This is a genomic window from Propionispora vibrioides, assembly GCF_900110485.1.
Lineage (GTDB): Bacteria > Bacillota > Negativicutes > Propionisporales > Propionisporaceae > Propionispora > Propionispora vibrioides.
Window position 1 is genome coordinate 21,902 of the sequence record NZ_FODY01000019.1, and the last position, 18,959, is coordinate 40,860.

The window sequence follows — 18,959 nt, forward strand, 5'->3', positions numbered from 1 at the left end:
ATATCATAAAATGGATTTTAATTGCATTGTAGGTAACGTACGGAGATTTCCGTGCGTTTTTTTATTTTTCATGACTAACGGTAGTTGTTAATCTTGGTAGGTTTTAAACGGCGATAGGATAAGTCTAGCTTGGAGTTTCAATTCCGTATTGGCGCTTCTTATTCAAAATAAAAAGGATTCACAGAAAAAGCAGAGGTTATTCATGAGTCGTTCATAGGCAATTCATAATACTTGATTATACTAGCAGTAAGGAAGCAGGCGCGGAAATGCTAGAGTGTTGTATAAATGGTTATTTTTCGCTTGGATGCTATAAAGCGGCTTCTTCCTTATAGGGACTGTATGAAAGAATGCATAGGATAGGCCCTGCTAATAACAAAATAAGGAGCGGAAAAACAATGAAAAAAAAGGTAGTAATGGGAGCTACATTACTTATCAGTCTGGCATTGGCGGGTGTGGTTTCAGCGAATCCGGCATCTTTGCCAGATTTAGACCAAATTAGGCCGGACAAGGTCAGTGTGATTAATGCTGATTTGGAGAAAACTGTGGTTCGACCAGGCTATATCAAGGTAATCGATCATAATTCTACGAGTTATAGCAAACGGGAGTTGAGTGGTCATACGGTGGAAAGCTGGATAAAAAACGGAGTCGCTTATACGGCGGTGGATGGAGTGACCACCAAAGAGAGTGCGATTAATGCCGATTTGGAGAGAGTTGTTGCTCGACCAGGCTATATCAAGGTAATCGATCATAATCCTACGAGTTATAGCAAACGGGAGTTGAGTGGTCATACGGTGGAAAGCTGGATAAAAAATGGAGTCGCTTATACGGCGGTGGATGGAGTGACCACCAAAGAGAGTGCGATTAATGCCGATTTGGAGAGAGTTGTTGCTCGACCAGGCTATATCAAGGTAATCGATCATAATCCTACGAGTTATAGCAAACGGGAGTTGAGTGGTCATACGGTGGAAAGTTGGATAAAAGATGGGGTCGCTTATACGGTGTTGGATCGAAGTACGGTGAAGGAGTAAATTAAATCATATGGTAGCCGGATTTGTTCAAAAGAACCTGGAATTTTACTTCCAGGTTCTTTTTTGCTTTATAACATTGCCGCGAATTCAATATACCAGAGTTTATAAAAAATAGAGGTTTTTCAAGAGTTCTTCATAGCTTCTTCACAATAGACTGGTATGATGAGAACAGAGTTGATCCAGAGAATGAGCCTGGATAAGGGACGAAGCGGCTTTACGGTCAGGTCCATATGCAGGACTGATAAGGAGGTGAGCTGCGATGAAGTGCTGCAAACCGGAAAAAAGAAAAGACGATAAAAAGATAGAGCAAGCGCATAGCTATGGTGGGAAAATAAAGCATATGCTGTTGATGCTGGCCTATTGTCTGGCGCCGCTGGCCATGTTATTGTTTTTACAACAAAACGGTAATACTGGAGCCGCTGGATATTTGGTGCTGTTGCTTTGTCCGATCATGCATCTGTTTATGATGGGTGGTATGGGGCATAAACAGCATGTGGTATCTGATAAAAAAGAGGTAGGTAAATTGTAATAAAAAAGATCAGAGATGAGACAGAACAACAATATTATGAGGAGGATACTAATGTTTAAAAATATAAATGGTTGGATGATTGGCGCTTTGGTGGTCGTGACAACACTAGGACTGGCTTTTGGGGCTACTTCGTTAGGCAAGGCGTCTGCGCAAGGTGTGGGGACGGTGCAAAAGGAGCAGTTGGACAATAAGAAGTCAGACATGATGGCGAATTCACCGGACATGCAAAAACAGTGTAAAGCCAAGATGAAGGATGTAGATCTTGATCATACCGGAGCGGCTGCACAGTCCGGAGAGGCAAAAAAAAGTCCGGATATGATGAAGTCGCCGGCCATGCAGCAGCACCGCCAGTCCATGATGAAAGAATCAGGAGACACTAATAAGGAAAAAACAACGGCTAACGATATTGCAGCAGGGGGAGATCGAACATAACGCACATTATTCTCTGGAGCGGGGATGCCTAGTATCCATACGGTGCTAGGCATCTATGCTTATTAAGTAAGTCATGTCGGTTTACTTAATAAGCTGCAATGAAATTATACGGAGGGCGGTGAAGTTATGCATCCCATTTTATTTAGTATTGGTGATTTTCAGATTCACATCTGGGGCCTGCTGGTCGCGTCGGGGATTTTTGCCGGTTTATGGCTGGCTGACAAACTAGCGCATGGGTCGGAGTTTGCAACCTGTATATTGCAGGAATACGTCTTATATGGCATTTTTACCGGACTATTGGGAGCGAGAATCTGGGAGGTTGTATTTTCCTGGAGTGATTATGCTGCCACCCCGCTACGTGCCCTTTTATTTTGGCAAGGTGGCCTGTCCATTCAGGGAGCGGTGGCTGCTAATGTGGTGCTGGCCTGGTGGTATTTCCGGCGGAAAGGTTTGTCGTTTCGCCGTTTTGCCGATATTGCAGCGCCGGGATTGATCTTAGGTCAGGCGATTGGCCGTTTTGGTTGTTTTTTCAATGGTGATGCCTACGGAAAACCAACGGATGCCTGGTATGGGGTGGTTTATCAGCCGGGTACACCGGCTTTCCAGGCTTGGGGTACTACACCTCTTGTACCGGCTGAGCTAATGGAAGCCGGTTTGGATCTGGTTATATTAGCCATACTATTGCGCGTATTTCACCGGAAAGAATTTGAAGGTCAGGTTGTGCTGGCTTACTTTATTCTCTATTCGCTGGCTCGGTTCGGACTGGAGTTTTTCCGCACCGACAGTTTGATGATTGGTGGGTTTAAGGCGGCCCAAGTGACCGCGCTCGTTACTGCTCTGGTAACGGCGCTTCTTTGGCTGTGGCAGCGGCGGCCGGTGCGGAAAGAACGTTTGGTGGGCGGGCGAATCTAAAAGTAATAGGGAGGAAATAAAGATGGAACATAACTGGGGTTATGGCTTATGGTCTTTGGTGTTGATTAATTCGCTGGTGTTTATTATCTTTGCCTTTAGCTTTACTCGGCCACGGTCCTGGACCGACTGGCGGACCTTTGGCACTTTCGCGGCATTTATCGTGGCCTTGTTTACGGAGATGTATGGATTTCCGCTGACGATTTATCTATTATCAGGCTGGCTTGGCAATTACTTGCCCGGCAATGCGCTGTTCGGACATAATGCCGGGCATTTGTGGTATACAGTCCTGGGAATGAGCGGCGACCCTCATCAAAACCCGATTCATACGATTAGTGAATGGCTCATCTGGGGAGGTTTAATCTTTTTGGCTGTGACCTGGCGCTATCTGTATCGCGCTCAGCAGGAGCATGTTTTAGCGACTACCGGTCCGTATGCTGTGATACGTCATCCTCAATATGCAGCATTTATTGTCATTATGAGCGGTTTTCTGCTCCAGTGGCCAACGCTCCTTACTTTGCTTATGTTTCCTATTCTGGTTCGTATGTATATTCATCTGGCCCGGTTGGAGGAAAGGGAAGCCCGAGCAAGCTTTGGCGGGGATTACGAACGGTATGCGACGGCTACACCCGGCTTTCTCCCGCGGTTAAACCGGAAGAAAACCGCGACACATGAAAAGTAAACCGGATATATATGCCATTCTATCAAATCCTAAAGTTGATGTAAGAGATCTTGTATTAGTAGGAGTAGCCGGATACCGATTTGGCAGCCGGTTACTCCTAAATCTCATAAGTTCTTCAAAACTTCTTCATAGCTTTTTCACATTAGTTTAGTATACTAAGCAACAAGATCATGATATTCAGGAAATATATATGGTAATTACATAAGGAGAGAACGAGAATGAATAAAAGATTGCCCCGGATTTTTTTGTCCGGTATATTGGCTGCCTTCATAATTGGTACAGCTATCAATCCTGCAGCTACCCCTGTATTTGCCACAGAACAGACGTCAGGACAGGATCAGCAAAATTCGCCGGTGGATGCTCCCCAGAGTGAGCAAAATATTCATGCCGGTCATCATGCAACGAGCTAAGATTGTAACCAGAAAAGGCAGCCCTTCAGGTAAGGGTTGTTTTTTCTTCTGCTTATACATATAACTTAATTCTGGCAAATTAGACAAGTTCGGTTGTATTTTCTGAAGAATAGTAAGGTTATGCTTTGATCGTAAAAACGACCGATGTTTTAAATTACATATATTATTCATAGTTTCTTCAATACTTCTTCATAATGGCCTTGTATACTGATGGAGAGTGTAATGCAGAGAACGAACTAGGATGATCCCGGGGAACTAAAAAAGATGACTGCTGTTTTGAAAGGAGGGCTTTTATGGCTCCCGATTTTGTATTGATTGTCGATGATGATGCAAAGCTTGCCAAGCTGCTAACAACGTATTTTGAAAAAGCAGGATTTCTAACTGAGGTGGCTACCGACGGCTTGAATGCATTGCAAATCGTACGGCAGCGCAAGCCGGATATTATTGTACTGGATTTAATGCTGCCCGGCCTGGATGGCTGGGAAGTATGTCGGAAAATCCGGCGAGACAACGACACTCCTATTATCATGCTTACCGCCCGGGATGATGAAAGCGATCGGCTGGTAGGATTAGAAATCGGCGCTGATGATTATGTGACTAAACCTTTCAGCCCGAAGGAAGTAGTAGCCCGGGCCAGGGTAATTCTTAGGCGGACCCGTAAGGAAGTCGTGCAACATGAACCCGTTCAAATTAGTAATTTAACGATTGATTTCGAACGTTACCGGGTGGAGCGTAACGGTAAAACCATTGAATTAACGCCAACAGAATTTAAAATATTAGGTATTTTGGCCACTAATGTCGATAAGGTATTTAGTCGGCTGCAAATTGTGGAACAAACTCAAGGGTATACCTTTGACGGTTATGAGCGGACTATTGATGCACACATTAAGAACTTACGACGCAAACTGGAAGAGAATCCCAAAGAGCCGCAATATATTCAAACTGTTTATGGAATAGGTTATAAATTCGCCGGTGATGTTGGTGATTAAAATGAACAGTATTATTACGCGAATTACGGGATTGATGTTTTTGACAGTGGTATTGACGGTATTTTTGCTCATCTATCTGACCAACCAGCAAATGACACAACTTTTTCAGGAATACCTGGTGGTACAACATATGGAGGCGGTTCGGGGAACTATGCTGCTTCTAAATGAGCCGGATGAAAGTATTATCATGGGACCATTGGAGCATACCTTTTTGGCCTCTGTTCATACATCGCTCATTTGGGTGGGGATGAGTATTTTAGCAGCAGGGCTCCTGGCGAGTTATATCCTGGCCCGCAGCATTACTGTTCCACTGCGTAATCTTAGCCGGGCCGCTGAACAAATTGCCCAAGGTAATTATGAGCAAAATGTACCGATAGAGACCCGGGATGAGGTTGGCTATTTGGCTGGCATTTTCAACCGTATGTCTGAGGCATTAAGAGTCAATACAAAATTACGCCAACAGTTGCTAGCCAATATTGCCCATGAGCTTAAGACGCCGTTGGCGGTTATCCAGGGACATTTGGAAGGTATGGTTGATGGGGTGATTGAACCGAGTAAGGAACAGCTCGGTTCACTGCATGAAGAGGCTATTCATTTGAATCGACTGATAAAAGATCTCAGGGATTTATCGTTGGCCGAAGTTCGTCAATTGGCACTTGAAAAGTACCCGACCAATATTAACCCTATTGTCACCCGGGCGGTTATCCTACTCAAGCCTCTGGCCGATGTCAAACATATCCGGATTACCTCTATATTAGCCGATTGTCTGCCGGAAGTGGTGGTGGATAGCGACCGGATGAGTCAGGTGTTTTACAATCTTCTGGTGAATGCTATCCGTTATTCACCGGAACAAGGAGAGATTCAGGTTACTACCAGGCTCGTGATGAAGGAAAAAGATCGTTGGTTGCAGGTGGCGGTTGCCGACCATGGCTCCGGGATTGCCTCGGAGGATATGCCGTATCTTTTTGATCATTTTTACCGGGGTGATAAGTCAAGGGATCGTAAAAGCGGCGGGTCCGGATTGGGACTCGCCATTGTAAAACAGTTGGTGGAAAACCATGGCGGCAAAGTGACGGTGAAAAGTGAATTAGGAGAAGGTAGTGTTTTTCAAGTACTGATACCTATAGAAACAGATTTGACACATTCAGCGGAAACGCAGTGATGATTCTTGAAACATCTAGTACCTTGTCAGTCAGTAGGGGAATGGCGAGGCTGTTTTTCGCAACGTGAGGTGAAGGAAGGCGGCAGACCATTAGTATGCTAACTGACGACAACGAAGCGGTGCGGAAAATAGACCGCCCGTATTCACTGGACTAAGCCTGACAAGGGACTAGTGAGGGGACGCAGATAAGCTGCGTCTCATTTTTTTTTATTTGCGTTATCCGCCTTGGTGTCCAATTTTAAGAAAACTGCCAGACCAACTAAAAAAGCATTACTTCTTCATGACATGTTCATTACATCTTCACACCATGCGGGTATGATTACGGCATGTATTAGAAGGGGGAAGAGAATCATGTGGCTGTTATTTTTTGTGCAATTGTTTGCATTAGGAATCATTATTCGTTATATTGTCATTCTTCGGGAGGAGGAACGTTCTTGAACTCCTCTATCAATGAACTGTCTTATGTAAAGAAGCCTTCCGATAGTTTTAGAACGAAGCAAAATTCATAAGTTCTTCAATATCCCTTCATAACTTATTCATACGAAACTTGTATAGTTGAGTAGTAAGTCATTTAGGGACGATAGCTTCTAACCGAGCAATTATGTTGAACTAATTTTAGATCGCAGAAAAAAGGAGGCACTATGGACAAACGAAAATGGGCAACCGGGAAGAGGTTGGTGCTGATAACCCTCATGACCGTATTGGCAAATACCCCGGTTTTGGCAGCAGAACAGCAGGAAATATTGACCCTACAGCAGATAGTGGATACGGCGGTCAAAAATAATCCGGCTGTTATGGAAAGCCAGAAGCGCTGGGAAGAAAAACAGGCACGTATTGCACTGGCTAAAGCCTGGCCTAACCCTCAGCTTGGCATTATGAAAGATGATATTCCCAAAAACAGCCTCAATCCCTTTGACGCTATGATGACCGAATATACGTTTACTCAGGACATCATGAATCCGGCAAAATTAAAAGCGATGGGGAAAATGGCCAGCAGTGATGCAGGGATGGCCGAAGCCAATTATCGAGACAAGCAAATGGAGGTTTACTCCACAGCGAAATCCGCCTATTATGACCTGCTTTATGCCGATAAGGCACTGGAAATCGGCAAAGAAAATCAGCAATTGATGGGCCAATTGGTACAAATTGCCCAGGTGAATTATTCAACCGGGATGGTACCTTTACAAGATACGCTCCGGGCTCAGACTGAGTTTTCCACAATGACTACGGATTTATTAAATATGGCATCTATGGCGGCGGTAGCTAAAGCCAAGGTGAATACTATTCTTGGCCGTTCAGCCGATACGCTGTTTGCGGTACAGGAAGAGTTTAGTGCACCGCCACCCAATTTTGATTTAGCTGCATTGCAAAAAGAGGCGCAAACCAATAAACCGGCGGTTGTGAGCATGGAACGGCAACTGGCTATGGCAAAGAACGGTGTGGAGCTGGCTAATAAACAAAGCTTGCCCGATTACCAGTTGAGTATTGGCTATAAAGACAGAAAACAGACAATGATGGATACGCAACCCGACACCTGGAAGATGGAATTTATGGTCATGCTGCCGTTGTGGCAGAGTAAAAACAAGGCAGAAGTCAGATCGGCCGAGGCAAGTCTGGATACTGCCCAGGCATCCTTGGCTACCATGAAAAATATGACTGACCTGGATTTACAAATGGCCTTGACCGAAGCTCAATCGGCTTGGCGTCAAATTGATCTGTATAAAAACACGGTGATTCCGCAGGCTGAACAAACCTATCAGGCCGGAGTGGTAAGCTATACCAATGGCAAGGTCGATTTTATGGCAGTTTTGGATAGCCTGAACGCCCTGCGCAACGCGAAATTAGATTACTATAAAGCCCGCGTGGATTATGAAAAAGCAGTGGCTAATTTGGAGAAAGCAGTAGGGAAACCCTTGTTTACCAGTGAGGCACAGCCATAAAGGTAATAGGAAATGGAGGGACAGCATGATAGAAAAATTTCGATCCAAAAAGAAAATCATCATGGGCGTAACTGCCGGTGTGTTGGTTGTCGGTGGAGTTGGCTATTATTATACCGCGCAGCATAATCAACCGGCAGCAGCAGGGCATGCGGGACATCAAATGTCCGGGCCGGTCATGGCTATGGGTGATACGGTGACATTAGACGCAAAAGCCCGTCAACTGGTCGGGCTGCAGACAGCACAAGCTGTTACTAAGCCGCTAAACAAGGAGATAAAGACTACCGGCAAGATTGCTATGAACGAGGATGGAAAAACCTATATTACGTCCCGGGTTGAGGGCCGGGTCGACGAGCTGTATGTAACTGCGGAAGGGGAGACAATCGCTCCCGGCCAGGCTATTGCCGCCGTATACAGTCCAACTTATATTGCCGCTCAGGAAGAGTATTTGCTGACCCTGGAGAGTGTACAGAAACTGCAAAATGCCGGCAAGGATGTTGTCCAGATTAACAACCGTCTGCGGGAAGCGGCCCGGCGTAAACTACAACTATTAAATGTTGCAGATGAAGATATTGCTCACCTTGAACATACTCGCCAGACCAAGGACCATATGACAATCTATGCCCAGTTCGGCGGGACGGTATTGGAAAAACAATTACTGCCGGGTGCGTACATTATGCCTGGTGATAAACTATACAGTTTATCGGATTTATCCACTGTATGGCTATATGCTGACATTTACGAAAAGGACATCGCCAGCATTACTCCCGGCCAACAGGTGGTGGTAACGAGTGGAGCCTATCCGGGAGAAACATTTACCGGTCAAGTGACCTTTATTAATCCGGTGCTTGATGATGCGACCCGGACTGTTAAGGTACGGATCGCAATGGCCAATCCTTCAGGAAAATTAAAACCCAATATGTTTGTGAATGCCACTTTGCAAATCCCATTAGGAGATAGTCTGGTCATTCCGGAATCGGCTATTTTGGATACCGGCAGCCGCAAAATTGTCTTTGTAGCCCAAAGTGAAGACACTTTTGTTAAACGGGATGTAGTTACCGGGCAGTCGGCGGATGGCTATGTTCAAATCCTGTCCGGACTGCAACCGGGAGAAACCGTAGTTACCGCAGCTACCTTCCTTATTGATTCTCAAACCAAACTGGGCAGTTTTGGCAGTCATGCCGGCCACGGTGGCGGAGGGGCCGCAAGCGCACCTGCGGCAACAGGCGATCAGGGCAGTGGTGAATCACCGGCTGCCGGGGGCGAACACAGCGGCCATAGCGGTCATTAAGGAGGATCAGCATGCTCAATCAATTAATCGAGTTTTCCTTGAAAAACCGCGTGATTGTTTTAGTATTAACCGCGTTGGTTATTGTCTGGGGAGTTTTTACCGTACGGGATACTCCTATCGATGCCTTTCCTGATCTGAGCGAAAATCAGGTTCTTGTTTCGGCCGACTGGATGGGACGGGGACCGCAGGAAATTCAGGACCAGGTTACCTATCCCTTGGAGACAGCCTTGCGTGGTCTGCCTAACGTAAAAGAAGTACGTTCGGCTTCTTCTTTCGGGATGTCGCTGATTACTGTTATTTTTGAGGATGGAGTGGAACCTTATTTTGCCCGCCAGGTGGTAAATGAGAAGGTACAGCAGGCTATTCCTCAACTGCCGCGCGGTGTTCAGCCAACACTGGGCCCGGTCAGTACGCCAATGGGCCAGGTATTTATGTATACAGTGGAAAGCGACCGCCACAACTTAGCCGATTTACGAACGGTAGAGGATTTTACCATCAAGCAGCAGCTCAGCGCCGTACCCGGTGTAGCCGAAGTGGCCAGCATTGGCGGCTATGTCATGCAGTATCAGGTCAACCTTGACCCGCAGCTTATGCAAAGCTACCGGGTGACGTTTAATCAGGTATTCGGGGCACTGGGGGCTAATAACGCCAATATTGGCGCCAAGGTTGTAGAGCAAAACGGCCAGGAATTCATTATTCGTGGTCTGGGTTTAATTGAATCGATTGATGATATTAAAAACATTGTGATCACCCAAAACAATAATGTACCTATTTATATCAAAGATGTGGCCAGTGTGGCGGCCGGTCCGGATTTTCGCCGCGGGGTACTGACAAAGTCCGGCTATGAGGCGGCCGGCGGCATTGTCATTCAGCGTATGGGCGAAAATACTCTTAATGTTATCGATCAAGTGAAAGCTAAAATCGCCGAGATTCAGCCAACTTTACCAGAAGGAATGAGGATCGTTCCTTTTTATGACCAAACCGATTTGGTGAAAAAAGCGGTCAATACGCTAACCCGGGCACTTATTGAAGAGTTTATTCTGGTTTCTATCATTGTAGTTCTTTTTTTAGGCAATGTCCGGTCCAGCTTGATTGTTACCAGCGCCATCCCGATTGGTATTTTAATTGCATTGATTGCTATGAAGCAAATTCATTTGTCAGCCAATTTGATGTCTCTTGGCGGGATTGCTATCGGCATTGGAGTTATGACGGATGCGGCTATCGTTATGGTAGAAAATATCTTCCGGCATTTGGCCGAGGATCGCGGACGGCGCAATATCATTGAAGTAACGCTGGAAGCCGCGAAAGAAGTAGCCGCACCCATTTTCTTTTCCATAACAATTATTATTGTCACCTTCCTGCCGGTCTTTACCATGACCGGTACCGAGGGTAAAATGTACACGCCGATGGCCTGGGCAAAGTCCTTTGCTATGAGCGGATCGCTGCTGCTGGCCTTTACGCTGGTACCGGTATTGTGCACCTTGCTGCTTAAGGGTAAGATCCAGGAAAAGGATACCTGGATTGTTGCCAAAATGCATCAGTGGTATGAGCCGGTTTTAAAAGCTGTGATGAAGTATTATAAAACTACCATTACGGCCGCTATTGCTGTTATGATTGCCGGATTTTCCTTGCTGCCGCTTTTAGGAACAACCTTTATGCCGGCCTTGGATGAAGGAACATTTCTGGTGATGCCGACCATGCTGCCCAGTGTATCTTTGTCCGAAGCCCTGGAAGCAGCCAAAACCATGGATAAAGTCATCATGGACATTCCTGAAGTCGATATGTCGGTGGGAAAAGTCGGCCGGGCGGAATCGGCTATGGATCCGGCTCCCATCAGCATGATTGAGACCATCGTGACCTTAAAGCCCAAGGCAGAGTGGCGGCCTGGTGTAACCAAAGACACCATCGAACAGGAAATGATGGCCAGACTTGCCAACATTCCCGGTCTTAATTTAGCCTTTACTCAGCCGATTGCCGGCCGGTTATCAATGTTGACTACCGGGGTACGTACCGAATTAGGCATTAAACTGTATGGGGAAGACCTAGCCGTATTGCAGCAAAAAGCGTTTGATATTGAAAAAGCCTTGGCAACGGTACCGGGCGTCAGCGACCTTCTGGCGGAACGGGTTTTTGGTGCCTCTTATCTGGAGATTCAGGTTAACCGGGAAAAAGCGGCCCGTTATGGTTTGAACATTGCTGATGTCGAAGATGCCGTGGAACTGGCAGTCGGAGGTAAAAGTGCCACCACTACCATCGAAGGGCGTAAGCGTTTCAACGTGCTGGTGCGCTATAACCGGGAAAACCGCGAAAGCATTGACGCTATGCAAAATATTCTGATCCCGGTAACCGGCAGTGGGGCGGGTGTAACGGCAAATGCCGGCGTTGGGATGGGCGGCATGGGCGGTGGTGGTGCGACCGCGGCGGCGAAGCCGGTCAGCGGAGCCTATATACCGCTAGGGGAAGTTGCCCAATTTCAAGTGGTTGACGGACCATCAATGATCAGCAGCGAAAACGGAGTCTACCGGATGATTGTACAGATGAATACCCGGGGACGGGACGTGGTTAGCTTTGTGAATGAAGCCAATAAGGTTATTAAAGAAAAGGTGGATTTGCCTCCCGGTTATTCTATGAAATGGACCGGACAGTATGAAAATCAGCAACGGGCTAAAGACCGCCTGGCTATTGTAGTTCCGGCAGTTGTGGTACTCACCTTCTTTTTGCTTTACATGAGCTTTAAGTCGGTCAGCGATGCTTTCCTTATCTTAATGAATATTCCTTTCTCTTTGGTCGGTGGTATTGTGGCGATGTATCTGACCAATACCTATCTGACGGTAGCGGCGGCAGTCGGGTTTATTGCCCTCTTTGGAATTGCCGTGCAAAACGGGGTAATTATGGTGACGTATATAAAACACCTGAGAGATCAACGGTCTTTGGAAGAAGCAATTATGGAAGGAGCGTTTACCCGTTTGCGGCCGGTCATGATTACTGCGCTTGTCGCCAGCTTAGGCTTGTTTCCACTTATCTTTGCAACTGGTACGGGCGCCGAGGTGCAACGGCCGATGGCTACGGTTGTTGTCGGCGGACTGGTTACCTCCACAATTTTGACACTGATTGTACTGCCTTGTATATATCTGGTCTGGCATCGGTGGCTTGAGCGGAAAAAACCAACTGTAACCGGAGACTTTCATACGGTAGAGTAAACTGACCGATAATCAAATCGGTTACCTGAAAAAACGGTGGTGGGGCATCCTGCCCTACCACAAAAGCAGTAATAAGCTAAAAATGAAATATAAATCTATTAAGCTATTGGAGGGTATTTAATTATGAAAAAAACTAAAGTATTATTTGGCATTGTGGCTATTGTCGCAGGGATGGCTCTAATCGCAGGCTGCGGTTCTAGTGAAAAACCGGCGGCTCAGACTCCTGCGGCGCAGGAACAGGCGACCGGCCATCAGGGACATAGCGCGACAATGCCTAAGGAAGATCCCATGCCTATCATGAAGGATATGGACAAAGCGTTGCAAGACGTAGTAAAGCAAGTGAAGGGCGGCCAAATGATGGATGCCCAAAAGAGCGCGGCACAGCTCGTGAGTACAGTGGACAAAGTTCTTCCCCATATGATGGATGACGGTCTGGAAGATCATTTGCGTAAAACAGCAAAAGACATTAAAGACAGCGTAAATTCGGGAAAAACGGATCCGAGTGCTCTTGAAGGTAAAGTCAAAGACATGCAGGCTATTATGAAAGAGACTACAACGCATCTGCAAAGCATGAATCACTAGAAAAGCCTATAGGAGGAGCGGCTGATGAAAAAATGCCTGACAATCCTATTTGCCGGATTGCTGTTTAGTAGTGTCACCGGAGTTCAAGCCGCTCCGGTTTCCGGGTATAATCAGTTTGTAGCGTCTCTGGATTCTATCTTGGAGGTGTCGATGCCGGTAGCTGACGAACAGCTTATCGCAGCCCGGTTGCCGGTCCAACCTAATGGACAGGCGGCCAGGGTCCTGGTGATCGCTGGCAATATGCTGGGGCAACCGGTAGTATGGGGTGGAGCTTCGCCATCCCAGGGCTTTGACTGCTCCGGTTTAGTCCAGTATGTATACCGGCAGGCTGGTATTAATCTGCCTCGCACTGCCGACCTACAGTTTTTAGTTGGGCGGACGGTCTTGCCGGCAGCTCTGCAGCCAGGTGACCTCATCTACTTTACTACCTATGAGCCGGGGGCATCTCATGTAGGGATCTATATCGGTGACAGTAAGTTTATTCACACATCTTTTTCTAAAGGCGTAGTGGCCATTGGAGACATGCGGGACAATTATTTCGTCCAACGGTATTACGGAGCCAAACGGGTTTTGTGACCTTACAAGAAAAGCTTCCAGGCTATCCTGGAAGCTTTTTGCATGAATATTCATTGTATACGGCTAGGCGTGTCTTCAAGCTAACAGAATGACCCATGGCACAAAAAGTGCAGTCAGGAAGCGTTTTAGCTAGTGGTCTGTAGACCCCGATTCTATAGTCCGCCCTGCTTGTCGTCGGCTTACATATTCCTGATATGCGCGCCTTTTTCGTCTCGCAGGACAAAAATCTCTCGCAATTCATCCTTTAACCTTAGAGTTTACAGACTACTAGTGTCTTGACTAAGTTAAATCTTAGGTTAGACAGCATATCTTTTTTCGCACTGCTGCGTTGTCGTCGCCTTACATAATCCCGATATGCGCGCCTCCTCCGCATTGCATTGCAAAAAAATCTATACTGCCTAATCCTAATTCACAACTTTGGCAAGACACTAGTTTGAAGACATGCCCTGGTGATAATATCTAAAAGTAAGTGAGTAAGCAGATGGAAAGATGAATTTCATACACATTACTAATGGACAAAGCATATAATATTACATAACGTGGATAGGAGGGAAGGCTATGGAATGGGGCGGAAGTTGGAATTGGATTTGGATTATTCTGGGTATGGTAATTTTGGCGATATTGCTGGGATTGCCCATATTGTTGCTTATCGGTTTTGCGTTAGGAATGGCTTTTGACTCCTACTGGAAAAAATTATTAGCGGAATTTGACTTTAACTTTGGTGATACTCCTGCTTGATATACGGAAATTTTATAGGCATCAATAAAGCTTTTTGGCATAGAATAATAGAGTGGTAGATTTTTTATTAAAGGAGTGTGGCTTGAGGTGTTAATCCATATGCCCTGTAATTGTGTTGTTGTCTTCAACCAATTTGGCGTAGGAAAGTGCGCGGGTTGCGGTAAAGAGATTAATGTAAAAATATCCAATAAATAAAAAGTCATTTACCTTTGGTAAATGACTTTTTATTTATTGAGATATTTAATGATGGAATTTATTTCCTGGAAATAAATTGAAATAAGATAAACGAAGAGTATAATTTGTTTTTGGCCGGCCAAAATAAAAAGCAGTGTCAGTAGAATACGCTGTTAATGATAAAGATAACAAAGTGGGGTAACGGTTATGTCTTATACCAGCAAAGTATATCATTTCTGGCAGGAAAGAAACATTGACAGTAAGGTCTATGTGAAACTTCCTACGATGATAAAAAAAGCAACGCAAATTAGTGGCGATACAATGATAAAGCAACAAATCGGAGTAGACGGTTCTTTGGACAACGACAGGCAGGAAGGTATGGAATATGACTAGGGAACCGGTGATTTAATGAGCCAGCCAGCCTGACGAGAGATTTTTTCGGCTGGCAAGGAAGTAAAACCGCAGGAATAGTGGTTCCTATTTCAAGGTTTTGCTGACGCAGCCAGATGGGAAAAGATCCGCCAGGATGCGCAATATGAATAAGTCAGTGGTTCCCTAGATCCTTTGGCACGTGCAGGAAGATTGCTGTTGACCGAGCTATGATTAAGGAGTATAATAAATAAAACAATACCTTTAAGCTGGTTCTGTGAGACCGGTAAGGATACATGAGAACGTTGATGCCTTTCTGTGTGCTCACATGCAGAAAGGCTTTTGTTTTGCTTGACAGTCTTTGAGAAAATTTGCTAGTATATATATAAGTTAATATTGCATAAATAAACAATGACTTTAAACTGGTTCTGTGAAACCGGAAAGGCTGTTGCGGAGTTAGTTTAACAGTGTATTGCTAGCAAAGAAGGCTTATTTAACCGAAAAATACAAATACTATCCTTTAAGTTAATCCAGAGAGGTTGGCAAGGATGTTAAGTGTTTAACTGGTATTTTAGTCATTGCCGGAACTTGTCTTAACATAACTCCTTGCCGCCTGGGCAGGGAGTTTTTACATTCAAGAGGAGGATTGGCGTTATGAGCGTGGCTAGAAGTCAGGTGTCACTGCGGGGAAAAGATATTTTGGGATTGCAGCATATGACGGTCCCTGAGATTCAATTGGTGCTAAACACGGCGCAAGAGATGAAGGGGATTATCCGGCGCGATATTAAAAAGGTACCTACTTTGCGAGGAAAATCGATCATAAATCTGTTTTTTGAACCAAGTACCAGAACGAGGACATCCTTTGAACTGGCCGGAAAATACCTGGGGGCTGATGTAGTGAATATTACTACCAGTGCGAGCAGTGTAGTGAAAGGAGAAAGCCTGCGCGACACCTTAATGACGGTGGAGGCTATGGGCGTCGATATCATTGTCATGCGTCACGAAGCGGAAGGCGCGGCGCAGTATGCGTCAAAAGCAGTGAGTCCGGTCATCATCAATGCCGGGGATGGAGCCCACGAGCATCCTACCCAGGGGCTTTTGGATATGTTTACTATCTTGCAAAAAAAGAGCGGGTTTGCCAGTCTGAAAGTGGCGATTGTTGGTGACATTTTGCATAGCCGCGTGGCGCGCTCTAATATCTGGGGCCTGCAAAAAATGGGCGCTGAAATTCACCTGGCAGGGCCACAGACACTCATGCCGCGGGATATCGAAAAAACCGGAGTCTATGTACATAATCGAGTGGAAGATGCTTTGGAAGGTGCCGATGTTGTTAATATCCTGCGAATTCAGCGGGAACGGCAGCAAAAGGGGCTTTTCCCGTCGGCAAGGGAATATGCCCGGATTTTTGGGATCAACAAAGACCGGCTGGCTTTAGCCAAACCGGATGCCCTCGTTATGCATCCGGGACCGATGAACAGGGGACTGGAAATTGCGCCTGATGTGGCGTACAGTGAGCAGTCGGCAATTCAGGAGCAGGTTCAAAATGGACTGGCTGTGAGAATGGCGCTGTTGTTTCTGGTATTGATGGGAGGGAAAGAGATTGAAGCTATTAATTAAAGGTGGCAGAATTATCAACCCGGCCAAAGATTTTGATGCCATAGGCGATATATTGATCGAAAATGAGAAGATCATTCAAATCGGCAGCGATATCAACGTGACGGATGCTGAGGTTTTTCCGGCTGTGGGTTTGGTTGTTGCTCCGGGATTTGTTGATATGCATGTACATTTGCGGGAACCGGGACTGGAGGCGAAGGAGGACATTGCTTCCGGAACACGGGCAGCCGCTGCCGGGGGGATTACTACGATAGCCTGTATGCCGAACACGAAGCCGGTTATCGATAATGCCATTCTGGTGGCCGGAATCGCGCAACGGGCCCAACTCGAAGGGGTCGTGCATGTGAAGGTGATCGGAGCCTTGAGTAAAGGGCAGGAAGGCAAGGAACTGGCTGAAATAGGCGATATGCTGCTAAGCGGTGCGGTTGCTATTTCGGACGACGGTCATTGTGTGGAAAGTGCCAAATTGTTGAAAACAGGTCTGGAATATACGGGCATGTTTGATAAAGCAATCATCTCTCATGCCGAGGATGAAACGCTGGTGAATGAGGGGCACATGCACGAAGGGGCAGTATCGGCTATGCTGGGAATTAAGGGACGCCCTTCAGTAGCTGAGGATATTGCTGTGGCCAGGGATATTATGCTGGCTGAATACACCGGTTCACGAATTCATATCGCCCATATCAGTTCCCAAGGCGCAGTGGAACTGGTTAGACAGGCTAAATCGCGCGGTATTAAGGTCACTGCCGAGGTGACACCGCAGCATCTGGCCTTGACCGATGAGGTGGTTGCGGATTTTGATTCCGCAGCAAAGGTGAATCCCCCCCTGCGATCAAATGAGCATAGGGAAGCGCTGATTGCCGGGCTTAAAGACGGTACCATTGATGCCATTGCCACAGACCATGCGCCGCATGCCTTTGAGGAAAAGGATCGTGAGTTCCGGTTTGCGCCCAGCGGATTTGCCGGTTTGGAAACATCCATAGGCGTTGTGCTTTCGACCTTGTATCATGGCGGACTGTTCACCCTGCCGGAGATTGTTGCACGAATGTCAGCCAATCCTGCCCGAATACTGGGGATTGAAGCCGGTGTATTGGGGGAAGGAAAACTGGCCGATATTACCATTATCAATCCAGATTTAGAATGGACCGTTGACAGCCGGAAGTTTTATACCAGAGGAAAATTGACTCCTTTTGAGGGAAGACAGCTAAAAGGGAAAGCGGTGGCTACTATCGTTAAAGGCAAGATGATTATGCAGAATGGTGAGGTGTTGGAATGAACGGGAAGTTGATCCTGGAAGACGGCAGTATTTTTTATGGGCACTTATTACATGATATGGTGACTACCGGTGAAGTAGTCTTTAATACAGGCATGACGGGGTATCAGGAAATTTTAACAGACCCTTCTTATTGTGGGCAGATTGTGACGCTGACCTATCCGTTGGTTGGCAATTACGGTGTGGCTGATATTTTTGAACAGGCCAGGCAGTCCTATGTACGCGGGTTTGTTATTAGTGAACTCTGTGAGGTTCCCAGCAATTGCTTGATGGAGAAAACGTTGGGAGATTACTTGGTTTCACGGAAAATCCCCTGTATTTATGGCGTAGATACACGGGCGATTACAAAACGTATCCGTTCTCACGGGACCATGAAAGGAGTTATTGCGCCGCTGACGGCGACGGAGGATGAAGTGGCGGAACTGCTGGCGCAGCCGTTAACCCGTGACGTTGTCCAAGAGGTGACTACCCGGGAAGTTTATACGATTGCCGGCAGTGGGCCGAAAGTCGTTGTCATGGACTTTGGGATTAAACGCAATATCTTAAATTCGTTGCATCATATTGGCTGCGATCTGGTGGTCGTGCCGGCGGATACACCGGTAGAAGCGATCATGGAGCTGCAGCCGGAGGGTGTGTTTCTGTCCAACGGCCCGGGCGACCCGAAGGATGTGCCTGAGGCGATCGAAACAGTAAAAGCGTTACTGGACAAAAAGCCGATGTTTGGTATTTGTCTGGGACACCAGTTGCTGGCGCTTGCCCTTGGCGCCGATACGTATAAGCTGAAATTCGGCCACCGGGGCTCCAACCAGCCGGTTAAAAATCTGGCAATGAACCGGGTGCATATTACCTCGCAAAATCATGGGTATGCAGTAGATGAAGCATCTTTATCGGATAAGGACGTAATCATTACGCATCGTGCAGTAAATGATGGTACGGTAGAGGGGATGAGGCATAGGAGTCTGCCGGTATTCTCGGTACAATATCATCCAGAGGCAGCTCCTGGACCGGATGATAACACATACCTGTTTGATGAATTTTTGACGCTGCTGAACGGAGGAAAATAA

At 46.5% G+C, this 18,959-nt stretch carries 18 protein-coding genes; all 18 read left to right on the forward strand.

Annotated features, from left to right (window positions below; translation table 11 throughout):
• Window positions 1-395: 395 nt before the first annotated feature.
• The 18 genes from BMW43_RS14270 to carA all read left to right on the forward strand — a co-directional run bounded on the left by BMW43_RS14270 (window position 396) and on the right by carA (window position 18,959).
• Window positions 396-1,028 (forward strand): hypothetical protein, encoded by a 633-nt coding sequence (locus BMW43_RS14270; RefSeq protein ID WP_091748931.1) that lies wholly within the window; start codon window positions 396-398, stop codon window positions 1,026-1,028.
• A 259-nt stretch (window positions 1,029-1,287) separates the two neighbouring features.
• Window positions 1,288-1,557, forward strand: coding sequence for a DUF2933 domain-containing protein (locus tag BMW43_RS14275; protein ID WP_091748935.1), 270 nt, complete (start codon window positions 1,288-1,290; stop codon window positions 1,555-1,557).
• Between the two features lie 51 nt (window positions 1,558-1,608).
• Window positions 1,609-1,989: a hypothetical protein gene (locus tag BMW43_RS14280; protein ID WP_091748938.1), complete on the forward strand. Its 381-nt coding sequence runs from the start codon at window positions 1,609-1,611 to the stop codon at window positions 1,987-1,989.
• 126 nt (window positions 1,990-2,115) lie between these two features.
• A complete protein-coding gene (lgt, locus tag BMW43_RS14285; RefSeq protein ID WP_091748942.1) occupies window positions 2,116-2,901 on the forward strand; it encodes a prolipoprotein diacylglyceryl transferase in 786 nt (261 codons plus the stop codon).
• A 22-nt stretch (window positions 2,902-2,923) separates the two neighbouring features.
• Window positions 2,924-3,580, forward strand: coding sequence for a methyltransferase family protein (locus BMW43_RS14290; protein ID WP_091748944.1), 657 nt, complete (start codon window positions 2,924-2,926; stop codon window positions 3,578-3,580).
• A gap of 218 nt (window positions 3,581-3,798) precedes the next feature.
• Window positions 3,799-3,990, forward strand: coding sequence for a hypothetical protein (locus BMW43_RS14295; RefSeq protein ID WP_091748948.1), 192 nt, complete (start codon window positions 3,799-3,801; stop codon window positions 3,988-3,990).
• Window positions 3,991-4,283: 293 nt separating this feature from the next.
• Window positions 4,284-4,979: a response regulator transcription factor gene (locus BMW43_RS14300; RefSeq protein WP_091748951.1), complete on the forward strand. Its 696-nt coding sequence runs from the start codon at window positions 4,284-4,286 to the stop codon at window positions 4,977-4,979.
• A 1-nt stretch (window position 4,980) separates the two neighbouring features.
• Window positions 4,981-6,141: a sensor histidine kinase gene (locus tag BMW43_RS14305; protein WP_091748954.1), complete on the forward strand. Its 1,161-nt coding sequence runs from the start codon at window positions 4,981-4,983 to the stop codon at window positions 6,139-6,141.
• A gap of 641 nt (window positions 6,142-6,782) precedes the next feature.
• The gene (locus BMW43_RS14310) at window positions 6,783-8,081 is read left to right on the forward strand and encodes a TolC family protein (RefSeq protein WP_091748956.1); all 1,299 of its coding nucleotides are present in this window, start codon (window positions 6,783-6,785) and stop codon (window positions 8,079-8,081) included.
• Window positions 8,082-8,106: 25 nt separating this feature from the next.
• Window positions 8,107-9,369: an efflux RND transporter periplasmic adaptor subunit gene (locus tag BMW43_RS14315; protein ID WP_091748959.1), complete on the forward strand. Its 1,263-nt coding sequence runs from the start codon at window positions 8,107-8,109 to the stop codon at window positions 9,367-9,369.
• 11 nt (window positions 9,370-9,380) lie between these two features.
• Window positions 9,381-12,569, forward strand: a complete 3,189-nt coding sequence (locus BMW43_RS14320; protein WP_091748962.1) for an efflux RND transporter permease subunit — start codon at window positions 9,381-9,383, stop codon at window positions 12,567-12,569.
• Window positions 12,570-12,692: 123 nt separating this feature from the next.
• A complete protein-coding gene (locus tag BMW43_RS14325) occupies window positions 12,693-13,151 on the forward strand; it encodes a hypothetical protein (protein ID WP_091748965.1) in 459 nt (152 codons plus the stop codon).
• A gap of 24 nt (window positions 13,152-13,175) precedes the next feature.
• Complete coding sequence (locus BMW43_RS14330; RefSeq protein ID WP_091748968.1) at window positions 13,176-13,727, forward strand: C40 family peptidase; 552 nt, start codon at window positions 13,176-13,178, stop codon at window positions 13,725-13,727.
• 558 nt (window positions 13,728-14,285) lie between these two features.
• The gene (locus BMW43_RS14335; RefSeq protein WP_091748970.1) at window positions 14,286-14,465 is read left to right on the forward strand and encodes a hypothetical protein; all 180 of its coding nucleotides are present in this window, start codon (window positions 14,286-14,288) and stop codon (window positions 14,463-14,465) included.
• 381 nt (window positions 14,466-14,846) lie between these two features.
• A complete protein-coding gene (locus BMW43_RS14340) occupies window positions 14,847-15,032 on the forward strand; it encodes a hypothetical protein (RefSeq protein ID WP_091748973.1) in 186 nt (61 codons plus the stop codon).
• A gap of 630 nt (window positions 15,033-15,662) precedes the next feature.
• The gene (locus tag BMW43_RS14345) at window positions 15,663-16,625 is read left to right on the forward strand and encodes an aspartate carbamoyltransferase catalytic subunit (protein WP_439331454.1); all 963 of its coding nucleotides are present in this window, start codon (window positions 15,663-15,665) and stop codon (window positions 16,623-16,625) included.
• The gene (locus tag BMW43_RS14350) at window positions 16,609-17,898 is read left to right on the forward strand and encodes a dihydroorotase (RefSeq protein ID WP_091748976.1); all 1,290 of its coding nucleotides are present in this window, start codon (window positions 16,609-16,611) and stop codon (window positions 17,896-17,898) included. The genes BMW43_RS14345 and BMW43_RS14350 overlap by 17 nt, the downstream gene beginning before the upstream one ends.
• On the forward strand, window positions 17,895-18,959 hold the full coding sequence (carA, locus tag BMW43_RS14355) for a glutamine-hydrolyzing carbamoyl-phosphate synthase small subunit (RefSeq protein ID WP_091748979.1): 1,065 nt from the start codon (window positions 17,895-17,897) through the stop codon (window positions 18,957-18,959). Before BMW43_RS14350 ends, carA begins: the two co-directional genes overlap by 4 nt.

Bases quoted from the DNA above. Each gene is read 5' to 3' on its own strand.
- BMW43_RS14270 (WP_091748931.1), top strand. From the start codon at position 396: ATGAAAAAAAAGGTAGTAATGGGAGCTACATTACTTATCAGTCTGGCA.
- BMW43_RS14275 (WP_091748935.1), top strand. From the start codon at position 1,288: ATGAAGTGCTGCAAACCGGAAAAAAGAAAAGACGATAAAAAGATAGAG.
- BMW43_RS14280 (WP_091748938.1), top strand. From the start codon at position 1,609: ATGTTTAAAAATATAAATGGTTGGATGATTGGCGCTTTGGTGGTCGTG.
- lgt (WP_091748942.1), top strand. From the start codon at position 2,116: ATGCATCCCATTTTATTTAGTATTGGTGATTTTCAGATTCACATCTGG.
- BMW43_RS14290 (WP_091748944.1), top strand. From the start codon at position 2,924: ATGGAACATAACTGGGGTTATGGCTTATGGTCTTTGGTGTTGATTAAT.
- BMW43_RS14295 (WP_091748948.1), top strand. From the start codon at position 3,799: ATGAATAAAAGATTGCCCCGGATTTTTTTGTCCGGTATATTGGCTGCC.
- BMW43_RS14300 (WP_091748951.1), top strand. From the start codon at position 4,284: ATGGCTCCCGATTTTGTATTGATTGTCGATGATGATGCAAAGCTTGCC.
- BMW43_RS14305 (WP_091748954.1), top strand. From the start codon at position 4,981: ATGAACAGTATTATTACGCGAATTACGGGATTGATGTTTTTGACAGTG.
- BMW43_RS14310 (WP_091748956.1), top strand. From the start codon at position 6,783: ATGGACAAACGAAAATGGGCAACCGGGAAGAGGTTGGTGCTGATAACC.
- BMW43_RS14315 (WP_091748959.1), top strand. From the start codon at position 8,107: ATGATAGAAAAATTTCGATCCAAAAAGAAAATCATCATGGGCGTAACT.
- BMW43_RS14320 (WP_091748962.1), top strand. From the start codon at position 9,381: ATGCTCAATCAATTAATCGAGTTTTCCTTGAAAAACCGCGTGATTGTT.
- BMW43_RS14325 (WP_091748965.1), top strand. From the start codon at position 12,693: ATGAAAAAAACTAAAGTATTATTTGGCATTGTGGCTATTGTCGCAGGG.
- BMW43_RS14330 (WP_091748968.1), top strand. From the start codon at position 13,176: ATGAAAAAATGCCTGACAATCCTATTTGCCGGATTGCTGTTTAGTAGT.
- BMW43_RS14335 (WP_091748970.1), top strand. From the start codon at position 14,286: ATGGAATGGGGCGGAAGTTGGAATTGGATTTGGATTATTCTGGGTATG.
- BMW43_RS14340 (WP_091748973.1), top strand. From the start codon at position 14,847: ATGTCTTATACCAGCAAAGTATATCATTTCTGGCAGGAAAGAAACATT.
- BMW43_RS14345 (WP_439331454.1), top strand. From the start codon at position 15,663: ATGAGCGTGGCTAGAAGTCAGGTGTCACTGCGGGGAAAAGATATTTTG.
- carA (WP_091748979.1), top strand. From the start codon at position 17,895: ATGAACGGGAAGTTGATCCTGGAAGACGGCAGTATTTTTTATGGGCAC.